Below are 25,450 nucleotides of genomic sequence, written 5' to 3' on the forward strand. Positions count from 1 at the left end.
GCATTTGAATCACTTCTTCTGTTGTCATGATGATTCCTCCACGTACCTAAACGTTCTCTTCTTAACGTCTGTGTATCCACACCTAGCTCTCTTTCTCACGATTTTCTCCTGCAATCCTGTGAGAGTTGCTAACTGCTGGGCAGTTCCTGTGACTAGAATTTTGTCGCCATGCCAGATTGCGATTTTTCGCGGTCTTGGCTTGTTGCTCTTGTCTGCCCACATCTCTCTTCCAAGTCTCATCACTTCCGAAGCAGCTTCTTTGTCATTTTGCCAATCTTCTGAATAAGTCAATTCGATAATTCGCTGCATTGCCGCTTTCTTATCCATCCCGACGTTCCCCTTTCAATAATTTGAGTACTTGATCAAGTGCGCTCTCACGTCCACCATGAAACGTGTTGAGCCACTTGTCTTCGTACGAGGCGCTTTGTCTTAAAGCTTCTTGATGCATTAGTTCGATCTGTGCTGTAAATGTTTTTAGATCCATCTGATTACACCTGCTCAAGTTCACTAAGATGTTTTTGCAATCCTTTAACGCAATCAACAAATAGTAATTTTGTATAAGCTAAATTTCTTAATTGTGTTGCATCGATATAAAGTGCGAAATAGTATCTGAGTTTACTCCAACTTGAACGATCATTCTTAATTCGTTCGATTCCAGCTTCATCAAGTTGTTCATAAACGTCTCTCAGAATCTCTATTTCCTCACCAGTTTTGTAACTTGCTATTTCATTGATCAGTTCTAGATAATCGATTTTCAATTTTCCACCTCTTAGAATGGTGCTTTTGATTGTCTATTAGCTCGTTCTAGCGTTTTTTTCTTTTGATAGGCTTCTTGGTCGATTGCCCATTCTGGAAGCTTCTCTCGTCTTCCTGTGCGCTTGTATCCACTGCTTGCGTTCTTAGGTTCACTTTTTTCTTTCCTTGCCCAACTTCGAATAGTTGCCAAATAGTTTTTATAAGTCTTACCAGATGATTCACAATACTCTGACAGTCGTTCGATTCGCTCTTGGTAATCATTAGGGAATTCTGTTTTGAGTTTCTCCATCTGCTCATCTGACAAAAGAACATTTTTATACTCTCCGTATTTATGACGGATGGGCTTAGCCTTCGATTTTTTCGAAGGCGGTAACTCTCTTATATATTCTTTTGTATTATTAAATGTATTATTAATAGATGTATTATTATCTTTGACTTTTTCGTCAATAGGGGTATTGCGTTTTTCGTCAATAGGGTATTGATTAATTCGTAGGTACCTATTGATTATTTGATTGGTACCCTCTTTGTAAATTATTTCCCGATTCAAGTATCCAAACTTAATCAAATCACTTACCCATCTAGATATAGTCTCCTTATTCACACCATATAAATCAGCAAAGTACTCGTTACCTGCCCAACAAAAACCTCTCTCGTTGCACAAGGCGGTTATTTCTCCGTATAACAACTTAGTATTCGGCTTAAGTCTTTGGTCGTACCTTACATTGGCTGGTATAATCGCGTAATAACTTCGATGCTCTGCCATTTCTCACCCTCCAATATTTAACTTTTTGATTGTTTCTTGGTTTAACTTAATGCCCTTAATCTGGTATTTATTTTTAAAATTGATCACACCTATTTTGTGCTTCTCTGTGTGATGGATTCTGCAGAGTGCTGCAAATGTGTACTCTGAATGATCAACTTCTTTGCGCTTTCGTCTTCCTAGCGCTTTGTCAAAGTGATCGATATCAGCTCCTGTTTTGCCACAGATGCAGCAGACTCTTTTTGTGATGCATTTGTAGAAGTAATACTCTTGATTCGCTGGTAAAATCTCATAGCCTTCTTTGAAAGGAATATGATGTTCAAATATGAAATCTAAAATGATATTTGCTAAGACATTAGCATCACTCACAGTCGTATTCGATTCATCTTTGAGGCTTATTTTGCGCCCTGTGACACCTTCAAAGCGGAAGTAAAAGAATTCCTTCCAGAAGTCCGTTGGCATGCCTGTATCGATGAAAATATCGCCTATGAGTGCATAGATGAAGTTTCGTTGCTGTACAGTGAAACGTCTAGGATCAATAAAACGAATTTCAATGACTCGATCGCCATCATATCCGTCGTACATAGTCTTCAAACGTTCAATGTTCACTTCTTCATTGATCGTTGCACCTATGTCTTTTCCTTTGAACTTTTTCAGAACCGCGGAATATGAATCGATTAATGGTTTAAACACTCATATCACTTCTTATCTAATTCTTTTCTCTTAGCTGCTATCGCTCGCTCCATCAAGGCACATTGCTCATAGCTTAACTGTTCAATAGTTTCAACGTTATCAGCTAAGAGCCCTAATTTATCTGTCTGCTCATTAACATATTCGATTAAGGTTTTGGTCATATCTTTACCCATCTGCTCATTGAAAGCTTCTAGAATCGTCTCTAGCATGTTTAATTTCTTTGTATCGATTCTAGGTGGTGTTGGAATATCTTCCCCTTGAAATACATATAATCCCAGTCCGTGTAGAGCCAATGCTTTCACAAAGCATCGCTTCAATGAGTTATTGATTTGCATAGCATTTGGTTTAACAACTGGTTGGTTTCGATAATCTAAAACAGGAAATAACTCGGTTTCCGTGTGTCCTTTAACCGTTACTGAGACAGATACATAAGTCCCAGTTTCATCCATAAGAAAAGGTTTATATTCCTCAACAAGAAAGTCTTGATGAGTTCCAGAAACAACCCTGTAGTGTTTGTACTCATTAATAGTTACCGTTGCCTGTGGATCATTCTTTTTCATAATCTCCCACGCGTGAGCCCAAGATAAATAATCAAAATTTCCTTTTTTCTTGAGAATTTTATTTAACTTACGACTAAAAAGTTTTTCAAAGTTCGTTGTCCCTTTGATTTCACTCATCAAATTCTGCCTCCATTTCAGCAATGTATTTCTTACCTGGTCCGTAATAAGAGATATCAATCAAGTTATCTCTGTCGTACTCTTCTAGCGCGTCAATCATGCCATCTTCGATGACATAAATGTATTCAGGTTTTCTGGACTGCTTCGATAAATGGATAAGATAGACATGATCCCAAATACTCATAAAATTTCCCAAGTCATCTTGATCACATGCTAGTTCTTCATTTGTCAAAAGATTTCGTCTGATTTTTCGATTATTTGTTTCCTTGATATTCGACTTGCCCCATTCAGAATCAGTCAAATATTGATCTAAAGTGGAAAGTTCTTTATTCATATGCTAAAATTCTCCTTAGATATATTTTGTTTTGTGACTCTATGCTTGCCGGCTGAGTCACTTTTTTATTTGTTGCCAAGCTTTTTGCTTATCAATATGCTGCTTGCTTAAAATAATAGGACGGTTATTGGTCCACCAATTATCAGCAATCACTTTACCGATTTCTAGCGCTTCTTCTCGTGCCATAGTTGCTCCTTTCTTTTGAATCAAGCAGATTGATTAAAACCATCAATGCTGCGAACAAACTTCCCCCGATAATACTTTGGTGTGCTACTATCACTAATAGCCCTAGGATGAATCCTATAAAAAGTGTGTCTGTCTTCTTCATAATCTAATCTCCCTATTTTTTATTTCTAGCATTCTCAAATCCTCAAGTTCAGAAGCGATTAGTTCAGCTTGTCTATCTGATAGCTCATCGGCTTTTCTAAGCGCTTCACGATCATCTTGTAATTGTTTCCTGCGTTGTTTAATCAAACGGAGAATTTGATGTTCTTGTTGCAATGTGTAGGACATAAAATCATTCTCCTTTGCCTTTAGAACTCAAAGTTTTCTTTCAAAAATCTTTGGAGTTCTGATCGTTCAATTCTGATGTCTAACTTACTCCACTGCTGTGTTTTTAAGCCTAGGTTTATCCAATGTGCTAATTTGTCATCACCAATGCCTAAAATTTTTTTCACCTCTGATTTGTTTGGATACGGAGGAAGCTCCACTGACTTGTTCATTACCTTCAGTCGTTCATCAAGTGCATCTAAAACCTTTCTTACTATTTGTTCTGTCAACTCATCTGCTATCAATTCATCTGGTACTGTAATCTTCATCAAATTTTCCTCCTAATATTTTTGTTTACTTTTTACTCTGAAAATAATCAACTTGCTTCCTTCAAAACATCTGAAGGAGATAATATTTTTACACGATATTTATTTGCGTCTTTCCATTTTAAAAACCAAATAAAAGTATGGTAATGAATAAATGTGGTTGAATGTCCTGGACGAACAATTCCTTCTGAAAATTCAGGAATTGTTTCCATTTCCTTGCAGTATTCAACTAAAGTAGTTTTTGACATGCCGTGGAACTTCTCCAAGATTAAACTTTGTCGGTACCAGTCGTCTGGTTTTACTGCCTTCTCAGCAGCTTCTATCAACTCTGAAAGTGTTGGTTTTTTCACTTATTACCCCTCCTAAAAATTTATTAACAAAATATACTTGTCCTTTGCCTGTGACTTTTGGAGTTTTATTAATAGAAATATGACCATCAGAATGAGAAATTGTTGTCTCTTTTATTTCAAATAGTCCTAGATCCATCGCTTTTTGAGTTGGCATATTCCAATCAGTTCCTTTACGTTTGATTAAATATTCCTTTTCACGTAGCCAACTAAACAGTCGTTTAGAACCAATATCAACACCGTTTTGCTTTATGAGTTTTGCTAATTCACCAACTAAAATACTCGTGTGACTCGCACTAACTGAATCAGCAAATAATGCTTTGGGCTTCATTTCTTCATTTTCAAGTTGTAACGTCTCTACCTTTCTTTCGAGGATTTGCCGACTTCGCATTAAGATCATTTCTTCGCTATTCCACGCTTTTTCCACTTGAAGAAAATATTGACGCGCTTGTTTACCTTTTTCTGTTCGTTGGATCATTGAGATTTCTTTTGCCATGTCCAATTTCATTGCGTGGTCGGTAATATTCTGAATTCCTCCAGGGGTCGGACATTTTTGGGTCACCCTTACGAAATCTATATTTTCAACAAAACCATATTCTGCCATACGGCTAAACCATTTTTTGTATTCTGTTGCCACCTCCAAAAATTCATGCAGCTCTCTACCGCTTACTAACTGTTCGTTGTTCTCGTTTGTTGTTACTTTGATTAGTTCTTTCATTTTTGTTCCCCCTCCTATCGAATTTTATGATCGCGAATAACTTCCAGAATAAAGGCGTTAACAGCTGGACCTTTATCTTTTCCACTTAAAACACGCTGAATCCAAGTTCTCGATCTACCATATGCAGTGGCCAAATCGTATTCTGAAATATTATTTGCTTTCATAAATTCTTTGATGGCTTCCCGCCCATTATCGATATTACTCACTTCACACACTTCCTTTCTTTTTATTTAGAAAGAAAATTGGATAGAAAAGTATATTTTTAGTTGACTGCAAACTATACTATAGTGTAGTATATAGTCATAGTTAAATAAGCATATAACAAGCCTTTTTATCGCACTCGGTCGCCAAACTTAATGCTATAAGGTGTGTTTTTACTTTGCTTTTTTTCTATCCAATTAACTTACAAAACCAATATATACTATAGTGTTGTTTATGTCAACGAAAAACTACACTTTTTTATTGGTTTTTTGTAAAGAAAAAAGGAGAATGCTGGTATGACAGTATTTGAGCGGATAAAATTTCTTGCAAAAAAACATTCAAAAACAATGAAACAAGTAACAATTGATTTAGGATACAGCGAAAACTATTTCTATAGTTTAAAAAGTGGAAAACAACCATCCGCTGAAAAGCTTACTGAAATTGCTGACTATTTCGATGTCTCTGTAGACTATCTTCTGGGGCGCGAAGAAAAAGAAACCCCTAAACATGTGGATTTATCAGAAAACGATACTGTATTTTCTTTTGACGGAAAAGAAATATCTAAGGAGACAATGCGTAAAGCGATTGCAATTGCTAAAGCTTTAGAAGAAAACGAATAGTTGGAGTGATGATTTGTATGTATTTGAAATTGAAAGAAATGTTGAGCGAATACAATTTGAAAGTAGTTTATATGGAAATGAAAGAGCCTGGTTTCTACTATCCAAAACCCAGAATCATTTTTTTGAATGAAAATCTATACGGTGAAACTGCAGAAGCCTTTCATTTATCTCATGAACTTGCACATTTCAGCGCCTCTCATTTTGAATTTTCAGTTTTGTACGATACTTCTACAACTTTTCACTCAAAATTTGAGACAGAAGCAGATAAAGTAGCTATTCTAATTCTATTAAATATCTATATTGAGAACGAACTGACTGATGAATCTCAGTTTAATCTCGAAAAATTTATGGAATATTATTCTATTCAGAATAAGCTCAGATACACTTGTTATGCTGTCTGCCAATGCTATTTTAAGAAAAAATATTCTTACGCAAGGCAATATGTATGAATACATCAAGAATTATTAAAGAAATCGTTTTCAGTAATACATTAAAAAAAGCTCGTGCCGCAACACGGACTATCCTGACCTCTTTTAAGATTGGGAAATCTATTATATCAAAGGAGGAAAATCTTTGAAAAAATTTTTTGTGACAATACTCAAATATCTTGCACTTATTATAGGAGTTTTATCTTGTCTAATGTCATTCATTGTTTTGCCTGTCACACTTGTTTTTTTACCCCTTGGAATTTTTTTAATTTTTATGGGTTTAAAACCAGTTGAATACCTTGATGGAACAATTGCAAAAAGAAAAAAAGAAGAAAAAGAACTGGCAGAAAAAGAGCAAAAAGAAGAACTAAATAGAATGATTAGGCAACTTGAAAAAGAGGATTTATCCAAAAGAGCAGCATTAATTGATGGGGTCAATCTAAAATCTAATGAATTTTGTTACTATACGCCTAAACAGAGAGTCAAATGGCAAGAGCAGAAAACTAGAACGGTTCGAACTAATTATTCAGGCTTATCTTCTAATATTAGAATTGCTAAAGGCTTGAATTATAGAATGGGATCAATTAAACATAATTCGAACAAAGTAACAGAATGGAACGATGTATTTATTGGGGTACCATTTTTGACTAATAAAAGAATAATTTTTGTTAACGAGAATGGAATGAAAGTTATTAACCTTTCTAATATAGTTGGTATAAAGGCCTTCTCAGATGGAACACACCTGTATAGAGAATCCGGAAAAATTATATTACTGCGTGATTTTGACGCGACAGAGTTCAATGTGATTTTAAATAGAATATTAAATAAAGATTTTGAAGCACACTAAAAAAACACGCCCCACCGTCCAGAGTAAGAGCGTGCTTTTAGAAAACAAACCTATATAGGTCTATTTGTTATGCCTATTATAGCAAATGATAGGAGATGTTAAAAGTGTGGGTTGAACAAACCAAAGATGGGCGATTCAAGTTTATTGAAAGATATGTAGATCCTTATACAGAAAAAACACGGAAAAAATCTACAACACTTACAAGTAATTCACCACAAGCGTGGAAAAAAGCTTAGAAAATTCTAGATAAAAAAATTAAAGAAGCACTCGAAGATTACAATAAATCAGATATCACTTTTGGTAAGCTGTATAAAGAATGGTATGAATATTATAAGCAGCATGTTAAACGTACTAGCTATTTGAAGGTTCCAATGATGATGAAACATGTTTCTAAGCACATAAGCGATGATACGATCGTTAGAAACATTGATGAGACACTCATTAATAAGATAATTGAAGATATGTATACGTTTGGTGACCTCTCACTGAACTACACAAAACAAACAAAAACAACTCTATCTGTTATGCTAAACTATGCAATCGATAGAAAATACATTCAAAGAAACCCTGCGCTAGCAGTTAAAATCCATCCTAAAAAAGTGGAAGAAGAAAAAAGAAGGCTTTCTATGAATAAAAAATATCTGGAGAAAGAAGAAATTGATCAAATACTGAAACAGCTATACTCCAATCCTCGCAGAAAACTACACGGCAGAATAGCTGAGTTTCTATATTTAACTGGTTTGAGATATGGGGAATTGCTAGCTTTGCAAATGAAGGACTATGAGGATGGGAAAATTTCCATTAATGGGACCTTAGATTACACATCTATGAAAATGGATAATGCTATAAAAACAACTCCAAAAAATACTTATTCGCAACGTGAAGTGCAATTACCCAATCGTGCAAAAGAATTGATTGAAAGTGTGATAGCTGACAATATTCTTGCAGGTAGACCCACAGATCCCGATCAATATATATTTATATCTACAAGTGGCACCCCGCTTACGCTGCACTCATTTAACGCTATACTCCATAAAGTAGAGGAAGAGTTGGAATTAGAAAAAAGTCTATCCTCACATATATTCAGACATAGCCACGTTTCACTATTATCTGAATTAGGCGTACCTCTTAAAGCCATTATGGAGCGTGTAGGGCATTCTGATGCAAACACAACTCTGTCTATTTATAACCATGTAACAAAAAGAGCCAAACAACAAGTAATTGATAAACTAAATAGCCTTTGATTTTTCTGCCCCTTCTTTGCCCCTTTTACTTAAAATAAAACAAAAAAAGAAGAAAGAACCCTGTTAAAATAGGGTTCTTTCTTAATTACTACATCATACCGCCCATCATTGATGGATCCATTGCAGGAGCTGCTGGTGCTGCTGGTTCTGGTTTATCTGCAACGACTGCTTCTGTTGTTAATAACAAGGCAGAAACGGAAGCGGCATTTTGCAAGGCAGAACGTGTTACTTTAGTTGGGTCTACGATACCTGCTTCAACCATGTTTACCCATTCTCCAGTAGCAGCGTTGAAACCAGTACCTAGTTCTACGTTCTTCAATTTATCAACAATCACTGATCCTTCATAACCAGCGTTTTCAGCGATTTGACGAATTGGTTCTTCTAAGGCACGAACAACAATCTTGATACCTGTTGCCACGTCTCCTTCTGCTTCTACAGCAGAAACTTTGCTGATAACGTTCACTAGAGCTGTACCACCACCTGAGACCATTCCTTCTTCTACTGCGGCACGTGTAGCATTCAATGCATCTTCAATGCGTAATTTCAATTCTTTCAATTCTGTTTCAGTAGCTGCACCGACTTTAACAACAGCTACACCGCCTGCTAATTTAGCTAAGCGTTCTTGTAATTTTTCGCGGTCAAAATCAGAAGTTGTTTCAGCAATTTGGTTTTTGATTAATTGCACACGCGCTTCGATGGCTTCTTTTTCTCCTGAACCTTCTACGATCGTTGTATTGTCTTTATCTACAACGACTTTAGACGCATTTCCTAAGTTTTCGATTGTTGCATCTTTTAATTCTAGACCTAGATCGTCAGTAATTACTGTACCACCTGTCAAAATAGCGATATCTTCAAGCATTGCTTTACGACGATCACCGAAGCCAGGAGCTTTTACAGCTACTACATTGAATGTTCCGCGGATTTTGTTCAAAACAAGCGTTGGTAATGCTTCGCCATCTACATCGTCAGCAATGATCAATAATGGACGTGATTGTTGCAAGATTTGTTCTAACAATGGCAGAATGTCTTGGATGTTAGAGATTTTTTTGTCTGTAATCAAGATATATGGGTTTTCTAGAACAGCTTCCATTTTGTCGTTATCTGTTACCATATATTGTGATAAGTAACCACGATCAAATTGCATACCTTCTACAACATCTAGTTCTGTTTCGATTCCTTTTGATTCTTCAATTGTGATGACACCGTCGTTTCCAACTTTTTCCATTGCATCAGCAATCAAATGTCCAACTTTATCAGAACCTGAAGAAACAGCTGCTACTTGTGCAATGGCTTCTTTTGAATCAACAACAGTTGAGATATTATGCAACTCTTCCACTGCGGCTTTTGTTGCCAATTCGATCCCGCGGCGAATGCCTAGAGGATTAGCACCTGCAGTTACGTTTTTTAAACCTTCGCGAACGATTGCTTGTGTCAAAACAGTTGCTGTCGTTGTTCCGTCACCGGCAATATCATTTGTTTTTGATGCTACTTCTGATACAAGTTTTGCACCCATGTTTTCAAAATGATCTTCTAACTCGATTTCTTTTGCGATCGTCACACCATCATTTGTGATCAATGGAGAGCCGTAAGATTTTTCTAGTACGACATTTCGGCCTTTAGGTCCTAATGTTACTTTCACTGTATCTGCTAATTTATCTACCCCGCGTAACATAGCTGCGCGTGCGTCTTCTGCAAATTTCAATTCTTTTGCCATGATTGATTCACCTCATCGATTATTTTTGATTATTTTTTCTATCTTCAAAATTTACTCAACAATCGCCATGATATCTTTTCCTGCGACGATCAGATATTCTTTTCCTTCGTATTTTACTTCTGTACCGGCGTATTTTTCGAACATAACTTGGTCGCCTGCTTTCACAGCGGCAGGAACTTTTTCACCGTTTTCCAACAAACGGCCCTCACCGACTGCAACAACTGTCCCAGTTTGGGGTTTCTCTTTAGCTGCAGAAGCTAAAACGATTCCTCCGACAGTTTTTTCTTCTTCTTTTGCGACTTCGATAATGACGCGATCACCTAATGGTTTTAACACGATAAATCCCTCCGATAACTCTTTTTTTAATTTGTTAGCACTCTTAACCTTCGAGTGCTAACCTACATTTTTAATAATACTCATTCTCCCTCTTTTTTGCAAGCTTTTAAATCAAAGAAAAGAAATTTTATTCTGACAGTTGCTTATTGAAATTATGATATAATTGAAATCAATCGATAAAAGCTTGCCTTGCATGCTTGTTATCCCTTAAAAGGAGGAATTACATGTCTTTAAAAAAATATAGTTTCCTCAGCATTTTTTGCTATGGTTTAATTTTTATCTCACCCTTGATCCTCGCTTCGATAGGACTTGTAAAATCTACGTCTGAATTGATCACAGCAACTGCAGTCATGTATATATTGGGCGCGGTTGTCCTAGCTATTTTTTATTTTAAGCAACGTGAGCCTTTAGCGATCGAATCAGCAGTAAAAAAAGCTTCTGTTCCAAAGATCGTTATTTATGGATTAGTTGGGATCTTTGTCGCATTGCTTCTGCAAAGCATCGCTGTCATGCTGGAATCTGTATTGTTTGGCGAAGCAACCCCTTCTGAGAATACACAAAATATCATCCAGATGATCATGGAAGCACCTGCTTTTATTTTGGCGACAACTATTGCAGGCCCCATCATGGAAGAGTTCGTATTCCGCCGCAGCATACTGGGGATCATCAGCCGGTATTCAAATTTTTGGGTCGGGGCAGTGATCAGCTCTTTGCTGTTTGCGTTTGCTCATAATGATGGTCATTTGCTGATTTACTTTTTCTTAGGTTTCTTCTTCAGCCTAGAGTACAAAGCTACTGGTCGGATCTGGACATCAATGATCACACACGTAGGAATGAACACATTAGTTGTTCTTGTTCAATTAGCTGTCCAAAAAGGACTGGTATAAACATGATTAGAAATACTCCTGTCATCCTAGATTGGTGATTTTTCCAATCTAAAGCGACAGGAGTATTTTTGTTTTTTTAGTCGATGATCTTTTCTGCTGTTCCAGCATTTTTTGTCTGTCTTTCCTTTTTGAAGTTTGCAGAATCTATTTTTTTCAAAAATGGGAAATAAATAAAAAAACTAATTGCCAGCACGATACCTTGTAAAATCGCTGCAGGCACTCCGCCTACTAAAAAACCCGAGAGGATCGGCGGTGTTGTCCAAGGAACTTGGACCGCTGTAAATAAAGGAACAAATCCAAAATATAAAGCGGAATAGGTAATCAATCCTGAGAGGATCGGCGCGAAAATAAAAGGAACAGCCATCATCGGGTTCATCACAATCGGTGTGGAAAAAATAATCGATTCATTGATATTGAAAAAGGCTGGTAAAAGAGAAAGTTTTCCTAATTCTCGGTATTTCCTCGATTTCGCAAAAAACATCATAAAAAATACAGCCCCTAACGTCAAACCTGCTCCGGTAACAGTCATGAATTGATCAAGAAATTGCTGAGTAACGATATGCCCGCCATTTGCCACAGTCAATTCTTTTCCAGAGGCTAAGATTTCTGCATTTGCTAATGAGTTTGCTTGTAAGATCGGACTAACCAACCCATTGACCATCGCAGATCCATGAAGACCAAATAGCCATAAAAACGGGACAAAAAAACCTAATAAAAGCACACCGAATAACGTGTCTATCAACGATTGGATCGGAAGCTGGACGTACGTCCATATTCCTTGAATAACAGTCATCCCGAACAACTGTTGAAAAACAGCTGAACCTATAAGCGTAAAAATGACTATAGCAAGTATTGGAATCAATGAAGTAAAAGACTGCCAAACATTTTCAGGAATCTTCCCTCTTTGCCTCCACCCTTTCGCAAATCTTGCTAAACGTGCATAGCCCCATCCGATGAGGAGCCCGGTTGCAACTGCTCCTAGTATCCCTTCACCGCCTGTCCAGATATTATCTATCTCTCCCTGAACATTAAGTGGCTGAATAAGTAGTAGGTAAGCAGACAAGGCTGTCATGCCGACTGGCAAGCGATCGATGTTTTCTTCTTTTGCATAAGCATACGCAATAGCAAAAACGATCCAAAAGGCTATCACGTCAAACGTAGCCTGGTATACTTGTGTAAAATACATAGAAAATCCTGTTTTGTCTATCCACTGAGCGATGTAATCTACAGGAAAATGAGCAAATAAGAAAAACAGCGAGCCAGCTATAATTATCGGGATCGTATAAGTCATTCCATTACGCAAAGCAGTTAAGGGTCTAAGATTCACAACAGATGTTATCATTGGTAAAAAGGCACGATCTAACCACTCTTTCATTTCTTATCTCCTTCATCTTCTATTTGATTAACTAGTTTTCTTAATTTAACTATACCTAATGAACACGAACCATGAAAGGAATGCGCACTAAGCTTTTCAAAAAACGGATTCTTTGACGAATATCCAGTAACTGCTTACAATGGACAGGAATAAAAAAGGAGGTTTTTTATGAAAATCGCAATCATTGGCGCTACTGGTCATGCAGGTTCATTTATTTTAGACGAAGCATTGTCCAGAGAGTTAGATGTGACGGCAATCGTGCGTCATCCAGAAAAATTACCATCAGATGTTCCGTTTATACAAAAGGATTTATTTGAGTTGACAGCTACTGACCTTGTATCTTTTGATGTTGTCGTTGATGCTTTCAACGCTCCTAAAGGAAAAGAAGAAATGCATCAAACTTCTTTGTCCCATTTGATTGAGATACTTGAAGGAACCGATACACGCTTAATCGTCGTTGGGGGTGCCTCTTCGTTATTCTTGGATACAGAAAAGACGACTCGTATGATTGACCAAGTACCTAAAAATGCACCCTTCTATCCAACAGCTTTCAATATGTACGAAGGATTGCTAAAATTGAAACAATCTAAAAATCTACAGTGGACTTATATCAGTCCAGCTTCTTTATTTGATCCACACGGCAAGCGTACAGGCACTTATTTATTAAGTGATGATTATCTACAAAGAAACGCTGCTGGCGACAGTACGATCAGCATGGCAGATTACGCGATTGCATTAGTAGATGAGATACTGGATAAACAACATGAAAAACAGCATATCAGTGTAGTCAGCCGATAACACGGTTGTTTTGTCAATGTTCTGAAAAATAAAAACAGAAGATAAAACCAACACTAATTGATTTTATCTTCTGTTTTTATTTTTTTATTGACTGAACTATTTAAATTGAAAATAGCTCAGTTGCTTCATCTGGATCTGTGTCATAGATTTCAAAATCATGTCCAACGCCAAAATCTTTTTCTTTCAAAACATTTTCCATCGTTAAATGAGCAAGTTCTTTCATATTGTTTTCCTTGCTAAGATGACCAAGATAGATCCGTTTGGTCCGATTACCGATCACATCAGTCATGACAAGTGCACCATCTTCGTTGGAAAGATGCCCTCTATCTCCTAAAATACGCTGTTTTAGATTCCACGGATAGGGTCCCATGCGTAACATCTCAAGATCATGGTTACTTTCCATCAAATAACCATCGGCATTTTCAATGACACCTCGCATGTAATCACTGCAGTATCCGGTATCCGTCAACATGACGAATGAACGGTTTTCTTTATGGAAACGATAAAATTGCGGAGCTGCTGCGTCATGGGAGACGCCGAAACTCTCAATATCGATATCGCCGAATGTTCTTACTTTTCCCATCTCAAATAGATGTTTTTGTTCCACTGGTACATTCCCAATCAGCGGCTCCATCGCTTCCCAAGTCTGCTGATTGGCAAAAACATCCAAATGATACTTACGAGCCAAGACACCCACACCATGTATATGGTCTCGATGTTCATGCGTCACAAGTATTCCATCTAATTGGTCCGGTGTCCGATCAATTTGAGCCATCAAGGAAGTGATTTTTTTACCGCTAAGTCCTGCATCGACCAAAAGCCGTTTTTTTTCACTTTCGATATAAAGTGAATTACCCGAACTTCCACTTGCTAGGATACTGATTTTAAAAGCTGGTTTTTCTTCAGCCATTTGACTCCTACTTCCCTTCTTACTTTGTAAACTTTTTTCATTATACTCGCTTTTTTATTGATCTTCCACTTTTGGTACAGTGTTGTTTGTCACGATCGTATTGCTGAAAGCGTTGACACTCTCGATTTGAACCACTTTATCACTTGTTTCGATCGCTACATGCCAAACAGGAACATACACATTTTTTTCCCGGACTTTCAGAATACAGGAATAAGCTAGTTGACGCCATAAGATTTTTGATCCTCTTGGTATTTTGTTATTGATGTACAATGTATTGATTGCTTCCTCTTCTGTATACAGTTCCGTCTTTTCACGCAGCTGCTCGATATCAGATAAATGCGTCTGCATGTATTTCGTGATACTATAATCGTTATCGTTTTTTTCTAAAGAAAGAACGATTTTTGCTGTATCATCATTGAACGGAATACCTTCATACTCTTGGCTTGCTTGGATTTCTAGTGGTTCTTCTTCTAAATGAGAAAAGTTTTTCGTATACACATACTCATTACCGAACAAAATATTGTCTTTGTTAGCTAAAAAATCTTCCAAAGAACTGCTGATCTTATCTGGATCAATCACGTTCTTTTCAGATTCTGAGCTGGATAAGGATTTTGTCAAAACATCGCCGTCTAAAAACACGCCACTTTCCAACAATCCGCTTTTACCAGCCTTGCGATAATTTGCTAATGAAGTGCTAAGATTGGTCTGTTCCGCGCTAAGATAATAGCCTTGCTTGCTCTCAGAAGAAATCTTCCCCGTATAAGTGATATCGTCACTAGCCAGACGTTGTTGGATGGATTCAGTCTGATCAGAACGAATAACATTGTTTTCTTGGTATACCGCATCATGATAACTGCTGAATAAAAACACATTCAACCCTAAAAAAGCGACGAAAAATATCCATTCGATTTTTTTAAAATCCAATTAATTCGCCTCCAATCCAGGTAATTTTTCCAGAAGGTCGTTAGCTGAATACCAGTTATCTTCATATTTCACATACCATTCAGGTAAGAGATCAACGACGCGATTCGTTTCTTTAACATTTTGCCATGTATAGCCAACGATTACTGAACCAATCTTGTTGCTATCTGCTCCCTTAGCTTCCAGCTGCTGGATGATTTCATTCGTACTTGCAAGTTCTACTTCTTCATCTGAAGGTATCGGTACTTGAATCGTATTCAAACTGGTTTGAATATTCACTTGCACCGAACCGTTCGTTTCACCGCCAACTTCCACACCGATCTGTCCTCTGCTGTCCGTCCCAAAAACCGGGAAGCCTTCCACGAAGATCCGGTAATCGATGGTATTGTCACTGCGGTCAAAATATCTAAGATTCCCTAAAGAACTGCCTAATTTGCTAATATAGGGAAAACTTTCAGAAAATACACTAGCATTTTCTTTTTTCTCTGGCAGCTCTCCTCGAAAATCAACTACTTGCGTTTCCGAATGGATAGACATCGTTTCATTCCCACCGTAAAAAATCAATTCATTGCTTTCATCATTATTCTTCACGCTATCTGGTTTCTGGAAAAAAGCATTTCTAAAAAGTGTATAGGGTTGCTGCGAAAGGATATAGCTGTACTTTTTCAACTTGATTGAATGTTTCGTAGCATATTGGGTGTCGATCGTCGACGGTTCTGTTGACATTTCTGTCCATTTCGTGTCGTTTGCTGTTAATTCTTTGTTGATATCCTCCCAATTCAACGAAATATTCGCTTCATATACAAGGTGGTTCGAATAATTCAAAAATCGGATTTTTTTGTTTTCTTGATCGAATTGTATTCTAGTAAAATACATATTTTCGCTTTCTTTTGCCAAATTCGAGACGTCTACATCTAAATCAAATGCTTCCTTATATTCTCTTAGCAAAAAAGGCGCATTATAGGCCAACTCGAAACCAGATGTCAGGTTTTTCACTTGTTCGAATTGTGATTCATCTCCCGAAACGACTTCAGAAAGTTTCCCGAATCTTGCTTTATCGATGATCAATTGCAATCGGTACACGAGATTTTCACTGTTGGTTTCTTGGATCGTTCCCGAATGGTGCCACGTGACATGAAGCGGAAGAAAAACTTCAGAAGTTTTCCGATTGCTTTGAGACTCGATCATTTGAGTGTTTGTCTCATCGACGCTGATCGAACTTTTCCCTGCTGGACTCAGCCAGATGGCATAAGAGAAATATAAACTTAATGCAACCATCAAAATAAGTCCTACGCGAACGACTTTTTCAGAAATTCTCATTCCCACCATTCCTCCTCATAAGGTTCGTATGGCAGCGAGATATAAAAAGTCGATCCTTTTCCTTCCTTGCTCTCTGCCCAAATCGCGCCTCGGTGCGCCTTGATTACTTCTCTAGAAATAGCTAATCCAAGTCCTGTCCCACCTTGTGCTCTAGCACGTGCTTTATCTACTCGATAAAATCGTTCGAACACTCGGTTCAGATCTTTTTTAGGAATCCCCAATCCTTGGTCGGTAATACTTAAAATCACGTTATTATGCGTTTCTAATAAGCGACAGGTGATCGTTCCCCCATCTGGTGAATACTTGATCGCGTTATTCATGATATTATCGACTACTTGGATGATTTTATCTGTATCTACTTCGACCCAAAGATCTCTTTGTGTGAATTCGCGACGGATCTTATAATTTTTTTCTTGGTTTCCCACCATCATATCAAAACGGTCAAGAACAAAATTCACTAACTCGTTAAAATTGACATACTCTAATTGAAGCTGGGTATTTCCTGTATCCATGCGAGATAGATTCAGGAGATCATTGATCATTCGAATCATCCGATCTGTTTCATCCAATGTTACTTTCAAAAAATTTGGTGCTACTTCTTCGTCTTTCCATGCACCTTCGCTCAATGCTTCGATATAACTGCGCATGCTTGTCAGTGGTGTACGAAGCTCATGGGAAACATTAGAAACGAATTCACGGCGTTCCCGTTCTGTTTTTTCTTGTTCTGTCACATCATGCAAGACAGCTACTAATCCGCTGATAAAACCTGATTCGCGACGGATCATGGAAAAGTCTACTCGTAAGATCATCTGATCGCTCTCCAATGTACTGGTTGAACGGTCAAGTACCATTTCGTTTGGATCTTCTAATAATTTCCGCAAGGTATATTCTTCTTCGATATCCAAAAGTGTCAAAATCGATTGTCCAATTGCTTCCTCATTCTTGACATCTAGCAAGGAAACAGCCATATCATTGATCGTAATGACTTTCCCCCTGCGGTCTGTCGCGATGACGCCGTCTGTCATATGAGACAGCACGCTATCCAACCGATTGCGTTCAGCTTCCATTGTATCTTGAGCTTCTTCGATACGTTCAGCTAACTGATTGAAGGTATCAGCCAACTGCCCTAGTTCATCTTGTCCATGCACTTTGACTTTCCGGCTGTAGTCTCCTCTGGCGATTCGAATGGCTTGTTCTCTCATTTCACCGATTGGCTGAGTAATCGAACGAGCAACTAAAACGGAGACGATCATTGAGATAAACGCAGCAATCAGTGAGGCAGTAAAGAAAATGACTGCTGTATTATTGATCTCCGAATATTTTTGTTCGATATTACTTTTGACGTAAAGAGCCCCGATAACGGCATCGCCGGTCGGGGACAGGATCGGTTGAACATTGATATTCACCCGTTTATCGTCGTTATCTAAAGCAACATACCGTTTAGTTGTGAAATCATTGATATCGACATAATCATTTTTCTTTCCCACAGCGCTTTGTTCATTGACATCAGTTGTTCCTCGGATGATCCCTTTTTCGTCAACGACCCGTATTTCGATGATATCACTAGTCGCACTGTTTTCAATGAATCTCTTGATATTCGCATTTACCTCTTCGTCATCTACGTTATCTTTGCGATTTAATTCCGGACTGATTGTCGTCGCTAATGATTCCACCGTTTGATTCATATCTTTAATAAATGTATTGATCGTGGAACGTTCCAATCCACGTATAAAATAGGCGCCAATAATTTCGATTGAGATCAATAAAATCAAAATAAAAGTAATAGCGATCTTAAAATTGACTGATCGAAAAAAGCGGACTTTTCTTTTCATCCAATTACTCCTGTTCTGGGTTACGCAAATAGTAACCGACACCACGACGTGTCACTAAATAATTTGGATGGCTTGGATTATCTTCGATCTTCTCGCGCAACCGACGTACAGTTACATCCACTGTTCGTACATCTCCAAAATAATCATAGCCCCAAACCGTTTGTAATAAATGTTCTCTTGTCATCACTTGCCCAAGGTGCTTCGCCAAGTAAAAGAGTAGTTCGAATTCACGATGTGTCAACTCGATTGTTTCTCCTCGTTTCGTCACCATGTAAGCTTCTGGATGGATGGTCAAATCACCAATCGTCAATTCCGCAGGAGCTGCATCTTCTGGTTCCCTCGTAGCCGTGGCACCACGACGAAGATTCGCTTTGACCCTTGCCACTAATTCTCGATTGGAAAATGGCTTAGTCACGTAGTCATCCGCGCCTAATTCTAAGCCTAGGACTTTATCAATTTCAGAATCTTTGGCTGTTACCATAATGATTGGCATGTCATACGTTTTGCGTACCTCACGAGCCACTTCTAAGCCGTCCATTTTAGGTAGCATCAAATCAAGTAAAATCAAATCAGGTTCTAACTCAGCAACTTTTTCCAAGGCTTCTTCCCCATCATATGCAGTATAAACATCATAGCCTTCTTTGGCTAAATTGAATTTGACGATATCCGAAATCGGCTTCTCATCATCGACAACTAAAACTTTTTTCATAAAGAGCCACCTCTTATATATTATTGTCACACCTTTTCATTATACCGTATTTCTGGTTTTGTTTCATCTTTGCCTATAAAACAAAAGAGAAAATTAACATGGGAGTGCAAAATACTTTCTTTTTTTGTTCTAACTTCAATAAAAAAAGGAAAACACTGATTTTCACCTCATTGTCTTCCTTTTTTTGATTTATCCTTCTAAAGCTTGGACGCCGACACCTAATAATCCCGGACCAGTATGGACTACTAATGCCGGAGAAATTTGACCAAAGTAGATTTGGTTTGCTTGCGGGAACTCTCTTTTGAGCCTCGCTTCCATTTCAATCGCTTCTTCTTTCGCATCACCGTGGGCAACGGCTAAGTTAAAAACCTTAGCATTGCCGATTTTTTCTTTGACATAAGCAACCGTCTTATCCAAACTTTTTTTACGCCCTCTAGCTTTTCCTACTGTGTAATAGATTCCTTCATCATTACAGGAGATGATTGGGTTAAGCTTTAAAGCGGTTCCTAAAATAGAAGCAACCAAACCAATCCGTCCACCTTTTTGGAGATATTCCAATGTCGCAACATTAAAGAAAACTTTTGTTCTTTCGACTAATTCATTCAAATTACTGATCAGCTGATTCCACTCGACACCGTCTTCTAGCCATTTCGCTGCTTGTATTGCAGAAAAACCCGCACCAATACCGATATTTTTCGTATCTAGTACATACGCTTCTAGTTCTTCTTGCTGTTCTGCAATCAAACGAACCACGTTATACGTCCCGCTCAATCCGCTGGAAATCGTTACCGCAAGTACTTTTTCATAACCATCTTTTTTGATTTGCTCAAAGATTTCTGTGATCGACTCACCATCAGGCAAAGATGTACCTGGAATTTCCTCTGGCAAACGTTGATAGATTTCTTCAGGTGTAATATCTATTTTATCTGTATATACCTGATCTTTATAAATAATTTTCAAAGGAATCATGTACATCTCATATTTTTTTATCAATTCTTCTGGCACGTCCGTACCAGAATCTACTAAAATCGCGATTTTATCATTTTTCATTTGTTTTCTCCTCTTTTAAGTATTCGGTTTCTAGAACAATCGTTTTTTCCGCAAGAAGTTTCATTGCAAACGATAAAGTTGCTGCTCTTACAGCAATATATTCTACAGGGGTCGCCTGATCGAATTTTTGGGGATGGGATTTGCCTTGTGCTAATTGGCTGACCATCCATACAGCTGCTTCTTGTTCATCACAGAATAGATTATAAGCTTCACGAATCCCCACTGTTTTTCCTTGGAACAATATTCCTTCTTTGATTTCAGGAATAGTCAATACTTGTTTCAATGTAGTGATTGCAAGTAAAAATGCTACATGTTCTTTGTTGTATCTTTTTTTAACTGGTGCTGGTATCAAACCCAGTTTAACGTAGTTGTTTACCATAGAGGAGGTTAGCAATGGATGCTTTTCTCCTTGTATCACAGGTGAAAGATAACGATCAACTAACGTTCTGACTTGATCCATATAAAGTTCTAGGTCGGGGAGCTCTTCCCAGTGAGGCAGACGGAATGTTTCCAGTTCTTTTCCCCACTCCATTAATTGCTGACGCATTTTTTCCATCGTAATCGCTCCTTTTTTCATTTCATTAACATGATACCAAAGTTACCATAAACATTCAATCTAGTTATTTGAACTAGATGATTTAATTAATGGAATTTTATAAAAGCAAAAAAACAAGAAGGCCAAGCCTTCTTGTCTTTTATCGTTAAGAACAGGAGACCCGCCGGGGAGACGGCGGGAAAGGAGTAAAAAATGAAAAAAGTGTTAGGGTTTGTTCTCTTGCAAGAACTTTGTTTGTTGGTATGCTTATATAATAACGAGCAAATGTGAATAATCTATGAATGATTTCCTATAAGGAAGTAAAGATTTTTCTGATTTTCTTTAAATGTAGTCTTGCATTTTAAAATTCTTAGTGCTACTATTATTAAGTACTTTTTGTATGGGCCGTTAGCTCAGTTGGTAGAGCAGCTGACTCTTAATCAGCGGGTCGCGGGTTCGAGCCCCTCACGGCCCATTGGGTGCCAAACCCACGAGAATGGTAGTTTGTCGGCGTCTTCGGACGTTTCGAAGACGAACTGCGCATTCTCTTTTTTTATAGGCAAAAAAAGAGACAGACGAATATGGAGCTTCCAAAACTGGATTTTTGATCCAATTTTGGAAGCTCCATTTATTTTGTTTCCGTCTTTTTTATTTTTTCCAGCTTTCGACTAATTCTTGGTTCTCTTTGATCCATTCTTTTGCCGCTTGCTGTGGATCTTTTCCATTGTTGATTTCCAACATGACTTTTTCCATATCTTTTTCTGACCAATGGAAATTGTCTAATACTTTATAAGCTTCTGGCTGGTCTTCTTTCAATCCTTTTCGAACCATCGTATGGATCTGCTCTTCGCTTCCCATTCCGTTTTCAGGATCTTCCAAGTATTTCAGATCATATTTGGCAAACATCCAATGAGGTGTCCATCCTGTAACTACAATTGGTTCGTGTTTTTTGATTGCTTGTCCTAGTGCAACGGTCATTGCTCCTGAAGAAGATGTCTCGACTTTCCAGTCTTTCAAGTTGTCATATTTTTGGATCGTGTTTTCAGCAGCCGTAACTACACCAGCTCCTGGCTCAATTCCTATAATTTTCTTACCTGCCTGATCGGTTAACTCATCGATCGAATTTACATCCATGTAGGCTGGTACTGCTAAACCGACTTTTGCTCCTGTCAAATTGGCACCTAGGTCTTCGACTTGATCTTTATATTGTGCATACTGTGAACCATGAGTTTTAGGTAGCCAAGCTGAAACCATGGCATCTGACTCGCCATTTGAAACAGATTTCCACATGATTGAATTATCTAGCGGTGTCATCGTTACATCATAGCCCATTTGTTTCAATACTTCACCGACTACATTTGTTGAAGCAACTTCTGTATCCCATTCGACATAAGACAAGTTGATACGTTTTGTTTCTTTGGCAGAAGAAAAACTTCCTATACCAATCGCACCTAAGATCACTACTACTACAGCACCAATGATCAATCCTTGACGTTTTTTACTTTTTTGTGTTGCAGCTCCTGCAACTTTCTTATTGTTCGGCTGATTCAAATGCTGGGTAAAACGGTCAATGATGATTGCTAAGATAACTAATGCAACCCCGTTGACAAATCCATTCCCGACTTGTGCTCTTTGTAAAGCGGACAATACTCCCCGTCCTAAGCCGGGTGCACCGATCATAGAGGCAATAACGACCATTGAAAGTGACAGCATCGTTGTTTGATTGATCCCTGCCATGATCGTACTTTTAGCTAAAGGCAATTCTAGTTTGAATAGTTTTTGACGACTTGTGCTCCCGAATGAATCAGAAGCTTCTACTAACTCTTTCGGTACTTGTCGAATCCCTAAATTCGTAAAACGAACGGTTGGTGGCAAAGCAAAGATGACTGAGGCAAATACCCCTGGCACCATCCCGATACCGAAAAATGCAACTGCTGGAATCAAATAAACGAATCCTGGCATCGTCTGCATAAAGTCAAGAATTGGCTTGATGATGCTTTGAGCTTTACTGCTTTTTGCCATCAAGATCCCTAACGGTACACCTATGATGATGGAGATCACACTAGATAAAAGAACAAGTGTGACAGTATTCATCAAGTCATTCCATAGACCTTGGTTATAAATAAACCATAGACCAATCAATGTGAACAACGTAAGTCCTGGACGTTTCTTAGAAATAAAGAAAGCTGCTATCGTCAATAACAAGATAAACAAAGGCGCTGGGATCACTAACAGTAAATTTGTAATCCCCGACATCACTGCCTGTCCGATCGTTTGTAAAAATGAAAATAGGCCAGAAAAAGTTGTCGTAAACCATTCTGTGATATTTTCTACCCAGTTTGCCACTGGTAATTGATAGTTTAATAGATTATTCATGTTCACTCACCTCGCTTGTTTCTGCTAATGCTTCAATCACACTACCTCGGATGACGACACCTTTTAATTTTCCATCCTCTACAACTGCAAGCGGAGTCGGTGAATCATAAATAATATTGAAAATATCACTTACAACCATGTCTTTTCCGATCACCGTCACATTTTCATCTAAGAAGTCGATCAATGGACGTTTTTGCTTCCTAGCTTCTAACGCCTGATCTGCAGTAATGATTCCTTTCAGGTTTCTCTTTCGGTCAACAGCCATCAGCATGCTAACTTCTTCATTACGCATCCTTGTCAATGCGACATTTGGTCCATCAGATTCGATATTCGTCGTCAATGCAGGTACCATGATGTTTTGAGCAGTAAGCACTTTGGAACGATCGACTTCTTCCACAAATTCACGTACGTAATCATTTGCTGGATTGGTCAATATTTCTTCACCTGTTCCGATCTGCATGATTTCGCCGTCTTTCATTAATGCGATTCTGTCCCCGATCCGTAAAGCTTCATTCAAATCATGGGTAATGAAAATAATCGTTTTTTGAACATTGGCTTGCAGGTCCAGTAATTCGTCTTGCATTTCTCGTCGGATCAGCGGATCAAGAGCCGAGAACGCTTCGTCCATCAGCAAGATCTCAGGATCATTCGCTAAAGCTCTGGCTAAGCCGACCCGTTGCTGCATCCCACCAGATAACTGACTAGGATATTGGTCTTTAAATGAAAGCAGACTAGAATTTTCTAATGCTTTTTCTGCTTTTTCTTGTCGTTCTTCTTTAGGTACACCACGGACTTCTAACCCGTATTCTGTATTTTCCAAGATCGTTCGGTGTGGAAACAGACCGAAGTTTTGGAAAACCATATTGATTTTATGACGACGGACTTCTCGCAATTCTTCTTTGCTTAACTTCGATACATCTTCTCCATCAATATAGATACTGCCTGAAGTTGGCTCGATCAGACGATTCAATAGACGGATCAATGTGGATTTCCCGCTCCCGGAAAGCCCCATGATCACGAAGATTTCTCCTTCTTTTACGTCAAAATTCACGTCATACACACCAACCGTCGCACCGGTTTTCTTTAAAATCTCCGTTTTCGGCTGGTGATCATTCATCATATCTAAAGCGGCTTGTGTCTTTTTACCAAATATCTTTGTTAAATGTTTTACTTCTACTTTTACCAAACAAATTCTCCTTTTTTATGTAAATTCATTTTTCTTTCTGAAAAAAAGTGACCACACTATGTTAACATCATGTAGTCACTTTGTCAAAAATGAAAGAAATTTGCTTGTCCAAACAGAAAAAAACTTGGTTAAATCTTTATAAATAAAAGGTTTAGCCAAGTTAATATTTTTATAATATTTCACACAATCATTCTGCAAGCTGATGTTCCGGGTAAAAAAAGTTTGTCATACGCTGTAGCGTATACTCATTTCCAATAAAATGAACGATATCCCCTGCCGTAAATTTAGCATAAGGTCCAGGTGAAACAAGTAGTTCTTCGTTATGAGAAATTGCGATAACTGTAGCACCAGTCGCCTGCCAGATATTCAACTCGCTAATCGAACGGTCCAGATGCATTGCTTTTTCTGATAAAGACAATTCAAACGGAAGTAAAGGGTTCATCTTATGTATTCGCTTCGTTTGATTGACCAGCTGATCCAATAATTGAGAAAAATGATTCAGCTCATCTTGTTGCTTCTCCACACTCGCCATGATTTCTGCTTTTGTATCTTGGATAGATTGTACATCTTGATACTGCAATAGGAAATCTTTTGCTTTTTCTTTCGAAGCAACAAATGCCCCACTCCCATGCCGTACTTCCATGATCCCAAGATCTACCAGCACATTGATAGCCTTTCGGGTAGTCTCAGGAGAAGCATTGTACGTACTGGCAAGCGTTGAGCGAGCATGGATCTTCTCACCCACTTTATATCGGTTTTCAACGATACGTTCGGCTAAATCAACAGCAATCTGCTGATAGCGCGGGCGGACGATTTTTTTCTTTCCAGACATTTTCTTTCCTCTTTCTTTTTTTACTTTCCCTCATCTTACTATGCTCTAGCAAAATAAGCAAAAAAGGGGAGAACAGACTCTTGCAACGACTGATCATCGCTTGATCTGTTCCTTTTTTACTGGGCAAGCTGTTTGACAGTCATCACAATTCTTTCCGGATTTTAAACGAGTATAGACAATCGCCCCTGCACTTCCAAAGATTAATACACTTAATAAGAATGTCGCCATC

At 38.1% G+C, this 25,450-nt stretch carries 32 protein-coding genes, 1 tRNA gene and 1 pseudogene; 7 read left to right on the forward strand and 27 right to left on the reverse strand.

Annotation, left to right across the window (positions count from 1 at the left end):
* Positions 1-24: 24 nt before the first annotated feature.
* The 13 genes from HMPREF2731_RS09350 to HMPREF2731_RS09400 all read right to left on the reverse strand — a co-directional run bounded on the left by HMPREF2731_RS09350 (position 25) and on the right by HMPREF2731_RS09400 (position 5,306).
* Positions 25-327: a hypothetical protein gene (locus HMPREF2731_RS09350; RefSeq protein WP_024635668.1), complete on the reverse strand. Its 303-nt coding sequence runs from the start codon at positions 325-327 to the stop codon at positions 25-27.
* Entirely contained in the window at positions 320-484 is a 165-nt protein-coding gene (locus HMPREF2731_RS15115) for a hypothetical protein (protein WP_002301521.1), read from the reverse strand. The genes HMPREF2731_RS09350 and HMPREF2731_RS15115 overlap by 8 nt, the downstream gene beginning before the upstream one ends.
* Before the next feature lie 4 nt (positions 485-488).
* Positions 489-758, reverse strand: a complete 270-nt coding sequence (locus tag HMPREF2731_RS09355; RefSeq protein WP_002293146.1) for a hypothetical protein — start codon at positions 756-758, stop codon at positions 489-491.
* 11 nt (positions 759-769) lie between these two features.
* Positions 770-1,519 (reverse strand): helix-turn-helix domain-containing protein, encoded by a 750-nt coding sequence (locus HMPREF2731_RS09360; protein ID WP_070872865.1) that lies wholly within the window; start codon positions 1,517-1,519, stop codon positions 770-772.
* 3 nt (positions 1,520-1,522) lie between these two features.
* Positions 1,523-2,209: a putative HNHc nuclease gene (locus HMPREF2731_RS09365; RefSeq protein ID WP_058139016.1), complete on the reverse strand. Its 687-nt coding sequence runs from the start codon at positions 2,207-2,209 to the stop codon at positions 1,523-1,525.
* Positions 2,210-2,214: 5 nt separating this feature from the next.
* Complete coding sequence (locus HMPREF2731_RS09370) at positions 2,215-2,886, reverse strand: DUF1071 domain-containing protein (RefSeq protein ID WP_002286557.1); 672 nt, start codon at positions 2,884-2,886, stop codon at positions 2,215-2,217.
* Positions 2,879-3,220, reverse strand: coding sequence for a hypothetical protein (locus HMPREF2731_RS09375; RefSeq protein WP_070872867.1), 342 nt, complete (start codon positions 3,218-3,220; stop codon positions 2,879-2,881). Before HMPREF2731_RS09375 ends, HMPREF2731_RS09370 begins: the two co-directional genes overlap by 8 nt.
* A 57-nt stretch (positions 3,221-3,277) precedes the next feature.
* Positions 3,278-3,406, reverse strand: coding sequence for a hypothetical protein (locus tag HMPREF2731_RS15360; protein WP_256337598.1), 129 nt, complete (start codon positions 3,404-3,406; stop codon positions 3,278-3,280).
* A gap of 138 nt (positions 3,407-3,544) precedes the next feature.
* Positions 3,545-3,733 (reverse strand): hypothetical protein, encoded by a 189-nt coding sequence (locus HMPREF2731_RS09380; RefSeq protein WP_002301530.1) that lies wholly within the window; start codon positions 3,731-3,733, stop codon positions 3,545-3,547.
* Between the two features lie 20 nt (positions 3,734-3,753).
* On the reverse strand, positions 3,754-4,038 hold the full coding sequence (locus HMPREF2731_RS09385) for a hypothetical protein (protein WP_070872869.1): 285 nt from the start codon (positions 4,036-4,038) through the stop codon (positions 3,754-3,756).
* 47 nt (positions 4,039-4,085) lie between these two features.
* The gene (locus HMPREF2731_RS09390; protein WP_002318516.1) at positions 4,086-4,385 is read right to left on the reverse strand and encodes a hypothetical protein; all 300 of its coding nucleotides are present in this window, start codon (positions 4,383-4,385) and stop codon (positions 4,086-4,088) included.
* Positions 4,345-5,100, reverse strand: a complete 756-nt coding sequence (locus HMPREF2731_RS09395) for a phage antirepressor KilAC domain-containing protein (protein WP_002326799.1) — start codon at positions 5,098-5,100, stop codon at positions 4,345-4,347. The genes HMPREF2731_RS09390 and HMPREF2731_RS09395 overlap by 41 nt, the downstream gene beginning before the upstream one ends.
* 14 nt (positions 5,101-5,114) lie before the next feature.
* Positions 5,115-5,306: a helix-turn-helix domain-containing protein gene (locus tag HMPREF2731_RS09400; protein WP_002321800.1), complete on the reverse strand. Its 192-nt coding sequence runs from the start codon at positions 5,304-5,306 to the stop codon at positions 5,115-5,117.
* Between the two features lie 291 nt (positions 5,307-5,597).
* Here HMPREF2731_RS09400 and HMPREF2731_RS09405 point away from each other — a divergent pair, with 291 nt between their 5' ends.
* The 4 genes and pseudogenes from HMPREF2731_RS09405 (at position 5,598) to HMPREF2731_RS09420 (ending at position 8,440) form a co-directional block, all read left to right on the forward strand.
* On the forward strand, positions 5,598-5,921 hold the full coding sequence (locus HMPREF2731_RS09405; RefSeq protein WP_070872871.1) for a helix-turn-helix domain-containing protein: 324 nt from the start codon (positions 5,598-5,600) through the stop codon (positions 5,919-5,921).
* Positions 5,922-5,938: 17 nt separating this feature from the next.
* The gene (locus HMPREF2731_RS09410) at positions 5,939-6,370 is read left to right on the forward strand and encodes an ImmA/IrrE family metallo-endopeptidase (RefSeq protein ID WP_002318512.1); all 432 of its coding nucleotides are present in this window, start codon (positions 5,939-5,941) and stop codon (positions 6,368-6,370) included.
* Between the two features lie 124 nt (positions 6,371-6,494).
* Positions 6,495-7,196, forward strand: a complete 702-nt coding sequence (locus HMPREF2731_RS09415; protein ID WP_002318510.1) for a hypothetical protein — start codon at positions 6,495-6,497, stop codon at positions 7,194-7,196.
* Positions 7,197-7,300: 104 nt separating this feature from the next.
* Positions 7,301-8,440, forward strand: a pseudogene (locus HMPREF2731_RS09420) (tyrosine-type recombinase/integrase).
* 88 nt (positions 8,441-8,528) lie between these two features.
* Here the strand turns inward: HMPREF2731_RS09420 and groL are convergent.
* Both groL and groES read right to left on the reverse strand, forming a co-directional pair.
* Positions 8,529-10,154, reverse strand: a complete 1,626-nt coding sequence (gene groL / locus HMPREF2731_RS09425) for a chaperonin GroEL (RefSeq protein ID WP_002290607.1) — start codon at positions 10,152-10,154, stop codon at positions 8,529-8,531.
* 51 nt (positions 10,155-10,205) lie between these two features.
* Entirely contained in the window at positions 10,206-10,490 is a 285-nt protein-coding gene (groES, locus tag HMPREF2731_RS09430; RefSeq protein WP_002288862.1) for a co-chaperone GroES, read from the reverse strand.
* 224 nt (positions 10,491-10,714) lie between these two features.
* Here groES and HMPREF2731_RS09435 point away from each other — a divergent pair, with 224 nt between their 5' ends.
* The gene (locus HMPREF2731_RS09435) at positions 10,715-11,377 is read left to right on the forward strand and encodes a CPBP family intramembrane glutamic endopeptidase (protein WP_002290604.1); all 663 of its coding nucleotides are present in this window, start codon (positions 10,715-10,717) and stop codon (positions 11,375-11,377) included.
* Between the two features lie 76 nt (positions 11,378-11,453).
* Here the strand turns inward: HMPREF2731_RS09435 and HMPREF2731_RS09440 are convergent, their stop codons facing one another.
* Positions 11,454-12,752 (reverse strand): PTS sugar transporter subunit IIC, encoded by a 1,299-nt coding sequence (locus HMPREF2731_RS09440; RefSeq protein ID WP_002328931.1) that lies wholly within the window; start codon positions 12,750-12,752, stop codon positions 11,454-11,456.
* 168 nt (positions 12,753-12,920) lie between these two features.
* On the opposite strand from HMPREF2731_RS09440, the gene HMPREF2731_RS09445 reads away from it, so the two are divergent.
* Complete coding sequence (locus HMPREF2731_RS09445) at positions 12,921-13,550, forward strand: NAD(P)-dependent oxidoreductase (RefSeq protein ID WP_002290597.1); 630 nt, start codon at positions 12,921-12,923, stop codon at positions 13,548-13,550.
* A gap of 100 nt (positions 13,551-13,650) precedes the next feature.
* Here the strand turns inward: HMPREF2731_RS09445 and HMPREF2731_RS09450 are convergent, their stop codons facing one another.
* The 7 genes from HMPREF2731_RS09450 to HMPREF2731_RS09480 form a co-directional block, all read right to left on the reverse strand.
* On the reverse strand, positions 13,651-14,460 hold the full coding sequence (locus HMPREF2731_RS09450; protein ID WP_002288854.1) for an MBL fold metallo-hydrolase: 810 nt from the start codon (positions 14,458-14,460) through the stop codon (positions 13,651-13,653).
* Positions 14,461-14,514: 54 nt separating this feature from the next.
* Positions 14,515-15,384, reverse strand: a complete 870-nt coding sequence (locus tag HMPREF2731_RS09455) for a two-component system regulatory protein YycI (RefSeq protein WP_002290596.1) — start codon at positions 15,382-15,384, stop codon at positions 14,515-14,517.
* A complete protein-coding gene (locus tag HMPREF2731_RS09460) occupies positions 15,385-16,701 on the reverse strand; it encodes a YycH family regulatory protein (protein WP_002328930.1) in 1,317 nt (438 codons plus the stop codon). It lies immediately after the preceding gene.
* Positions 16,698-18,533, reverse strand: a complete 1,836-nt coding sequence (walK, locus tag HMPREF2731_RS09465) for a cell wall metabolism sensor histidine kinase WalK (protein ID WP_002290593.1) — start codon at positions 18,531-18,533, stop codon at positions 16,698-16,700. The genes HMPREF2731_RS09460 and walK overlap by 4 nt, the downstream gene beginning before the upstream one ends.
* Before the next feature lie 4 nt (positions 18,534-18,537).
* The gene (gene yycF / locus HMPREF2731_RS09470; protein ID WP_070872873.1) at positions 18,538-19,242 is read right to left on the reverse strand and encodes a response regulator YycF; all 705 of its coding nucleotides are present in this window, start codon (positions 19,240-19,242) and stop codon (positions 18,538-18,540) included.
* A 189-nt stretch (positions 19,243-19,431) separates the two neighbouring features.
* Complete coding sequence (locus HMPREF2731_RS09475; protein ID WP_002290591.1) at positions 19,432-20,292, reverse strand: DegV family protein; 861 nt, start codon at positions 20,290-20,292, stop codon at positions 19,432-19,434.
* Positions 20,282-20,848 (reverse strand): DUF1836 domain-containing protein, encoded by a 567-nt coding sequence (locus HMPREF2731_RS09480; protein WP_002290590.1) that lies wholly within the window; start codon positions 20,846-20,848, stop codon positions 20,282-20,284. Before HMPREF2731_RS09480 ends, HMPREF2731_RS09475 begins: the two co-directional genes overlap by 11 nt.
* A 381-nt stretch (positions 20,849-21,229) precedes the next feature.
* Between HMPREF2731_RS09480 and HMPREF2731_RS09485 the strand changes: the two genes are divergently transcribed.
* A tRNA-Lys gene (locus tag HMPREF2731_RS09485) sits at positions 21,230-21,302 on the forward strand.
* Positions 21,303-21,475: 173 nt separating this feature from the next.
* On the opposite strand, the gene HMPREF2731_RS09490 is transcribed toward HMPREF2731_RS09485, so the two are convergent.
* From HMPREF2731_RS09490 to HMPREF2731_RS14900, 4 genes are all read right to left on the reverse strand, one after another.
* Positions 21,476-23,203, reverse strand: coding sequence for an ABC transporter permease/substrate binding protein (locus HMPREF2731_RS09490; RefSeq protein ID WP_002290589.1), 1,728 nt, complete (start codon positions 23,201-23,203; stop codon positions 21,476-21,478).
* A complete protein-coding gene (locus HMPREF2731_RS09495; RefSeq protein ID WP_002290588.1) occupies positions 23,196-24,389 on the reverse strand; it encodes a quaternary amine ABC transporter ATP-binding protein in 1,194 nt (397 codons plus the stop codon). Before HMPREF2731_RS09495 ends, HMPREF2731_RS09490 begins: the two co-directional genes overlap by 8 nt.
* Before the next feature lie 187 nt (positions 24,390-24,576).
* Entirely contained in the window at positions 24,577-25,221 is a 645-nt protein-coding gene (locus HMPREF2731_RS09500; RefSeq protein WP_002287801.1) for a GntR family transcriptional regulator, read from the reverse strand.
* Positions 25,222-25,314: 93 nt separating this feature from the next.
* Entirely contained in the window at positions 25,315-25,449 is a 135-nt protein-coding gene (locus HMPREF2731_RS14900) for a hypothetical protein (protein WP_002290587.1), read from the reverse strand.
* Position 25,450 lies beyond the last annotated feature (1 nt).

The sequence above is a fragment of the Enterococcus sp. HMSC072F02 genome, from assembly GCF_001837725.1.
GTDB classification, from domain to species: Bacteria; Bacillota; Bacilli; order Lactobacillales; family Enterococcaceae; genus Enterococcus_B; species Enterococcus_B lactis.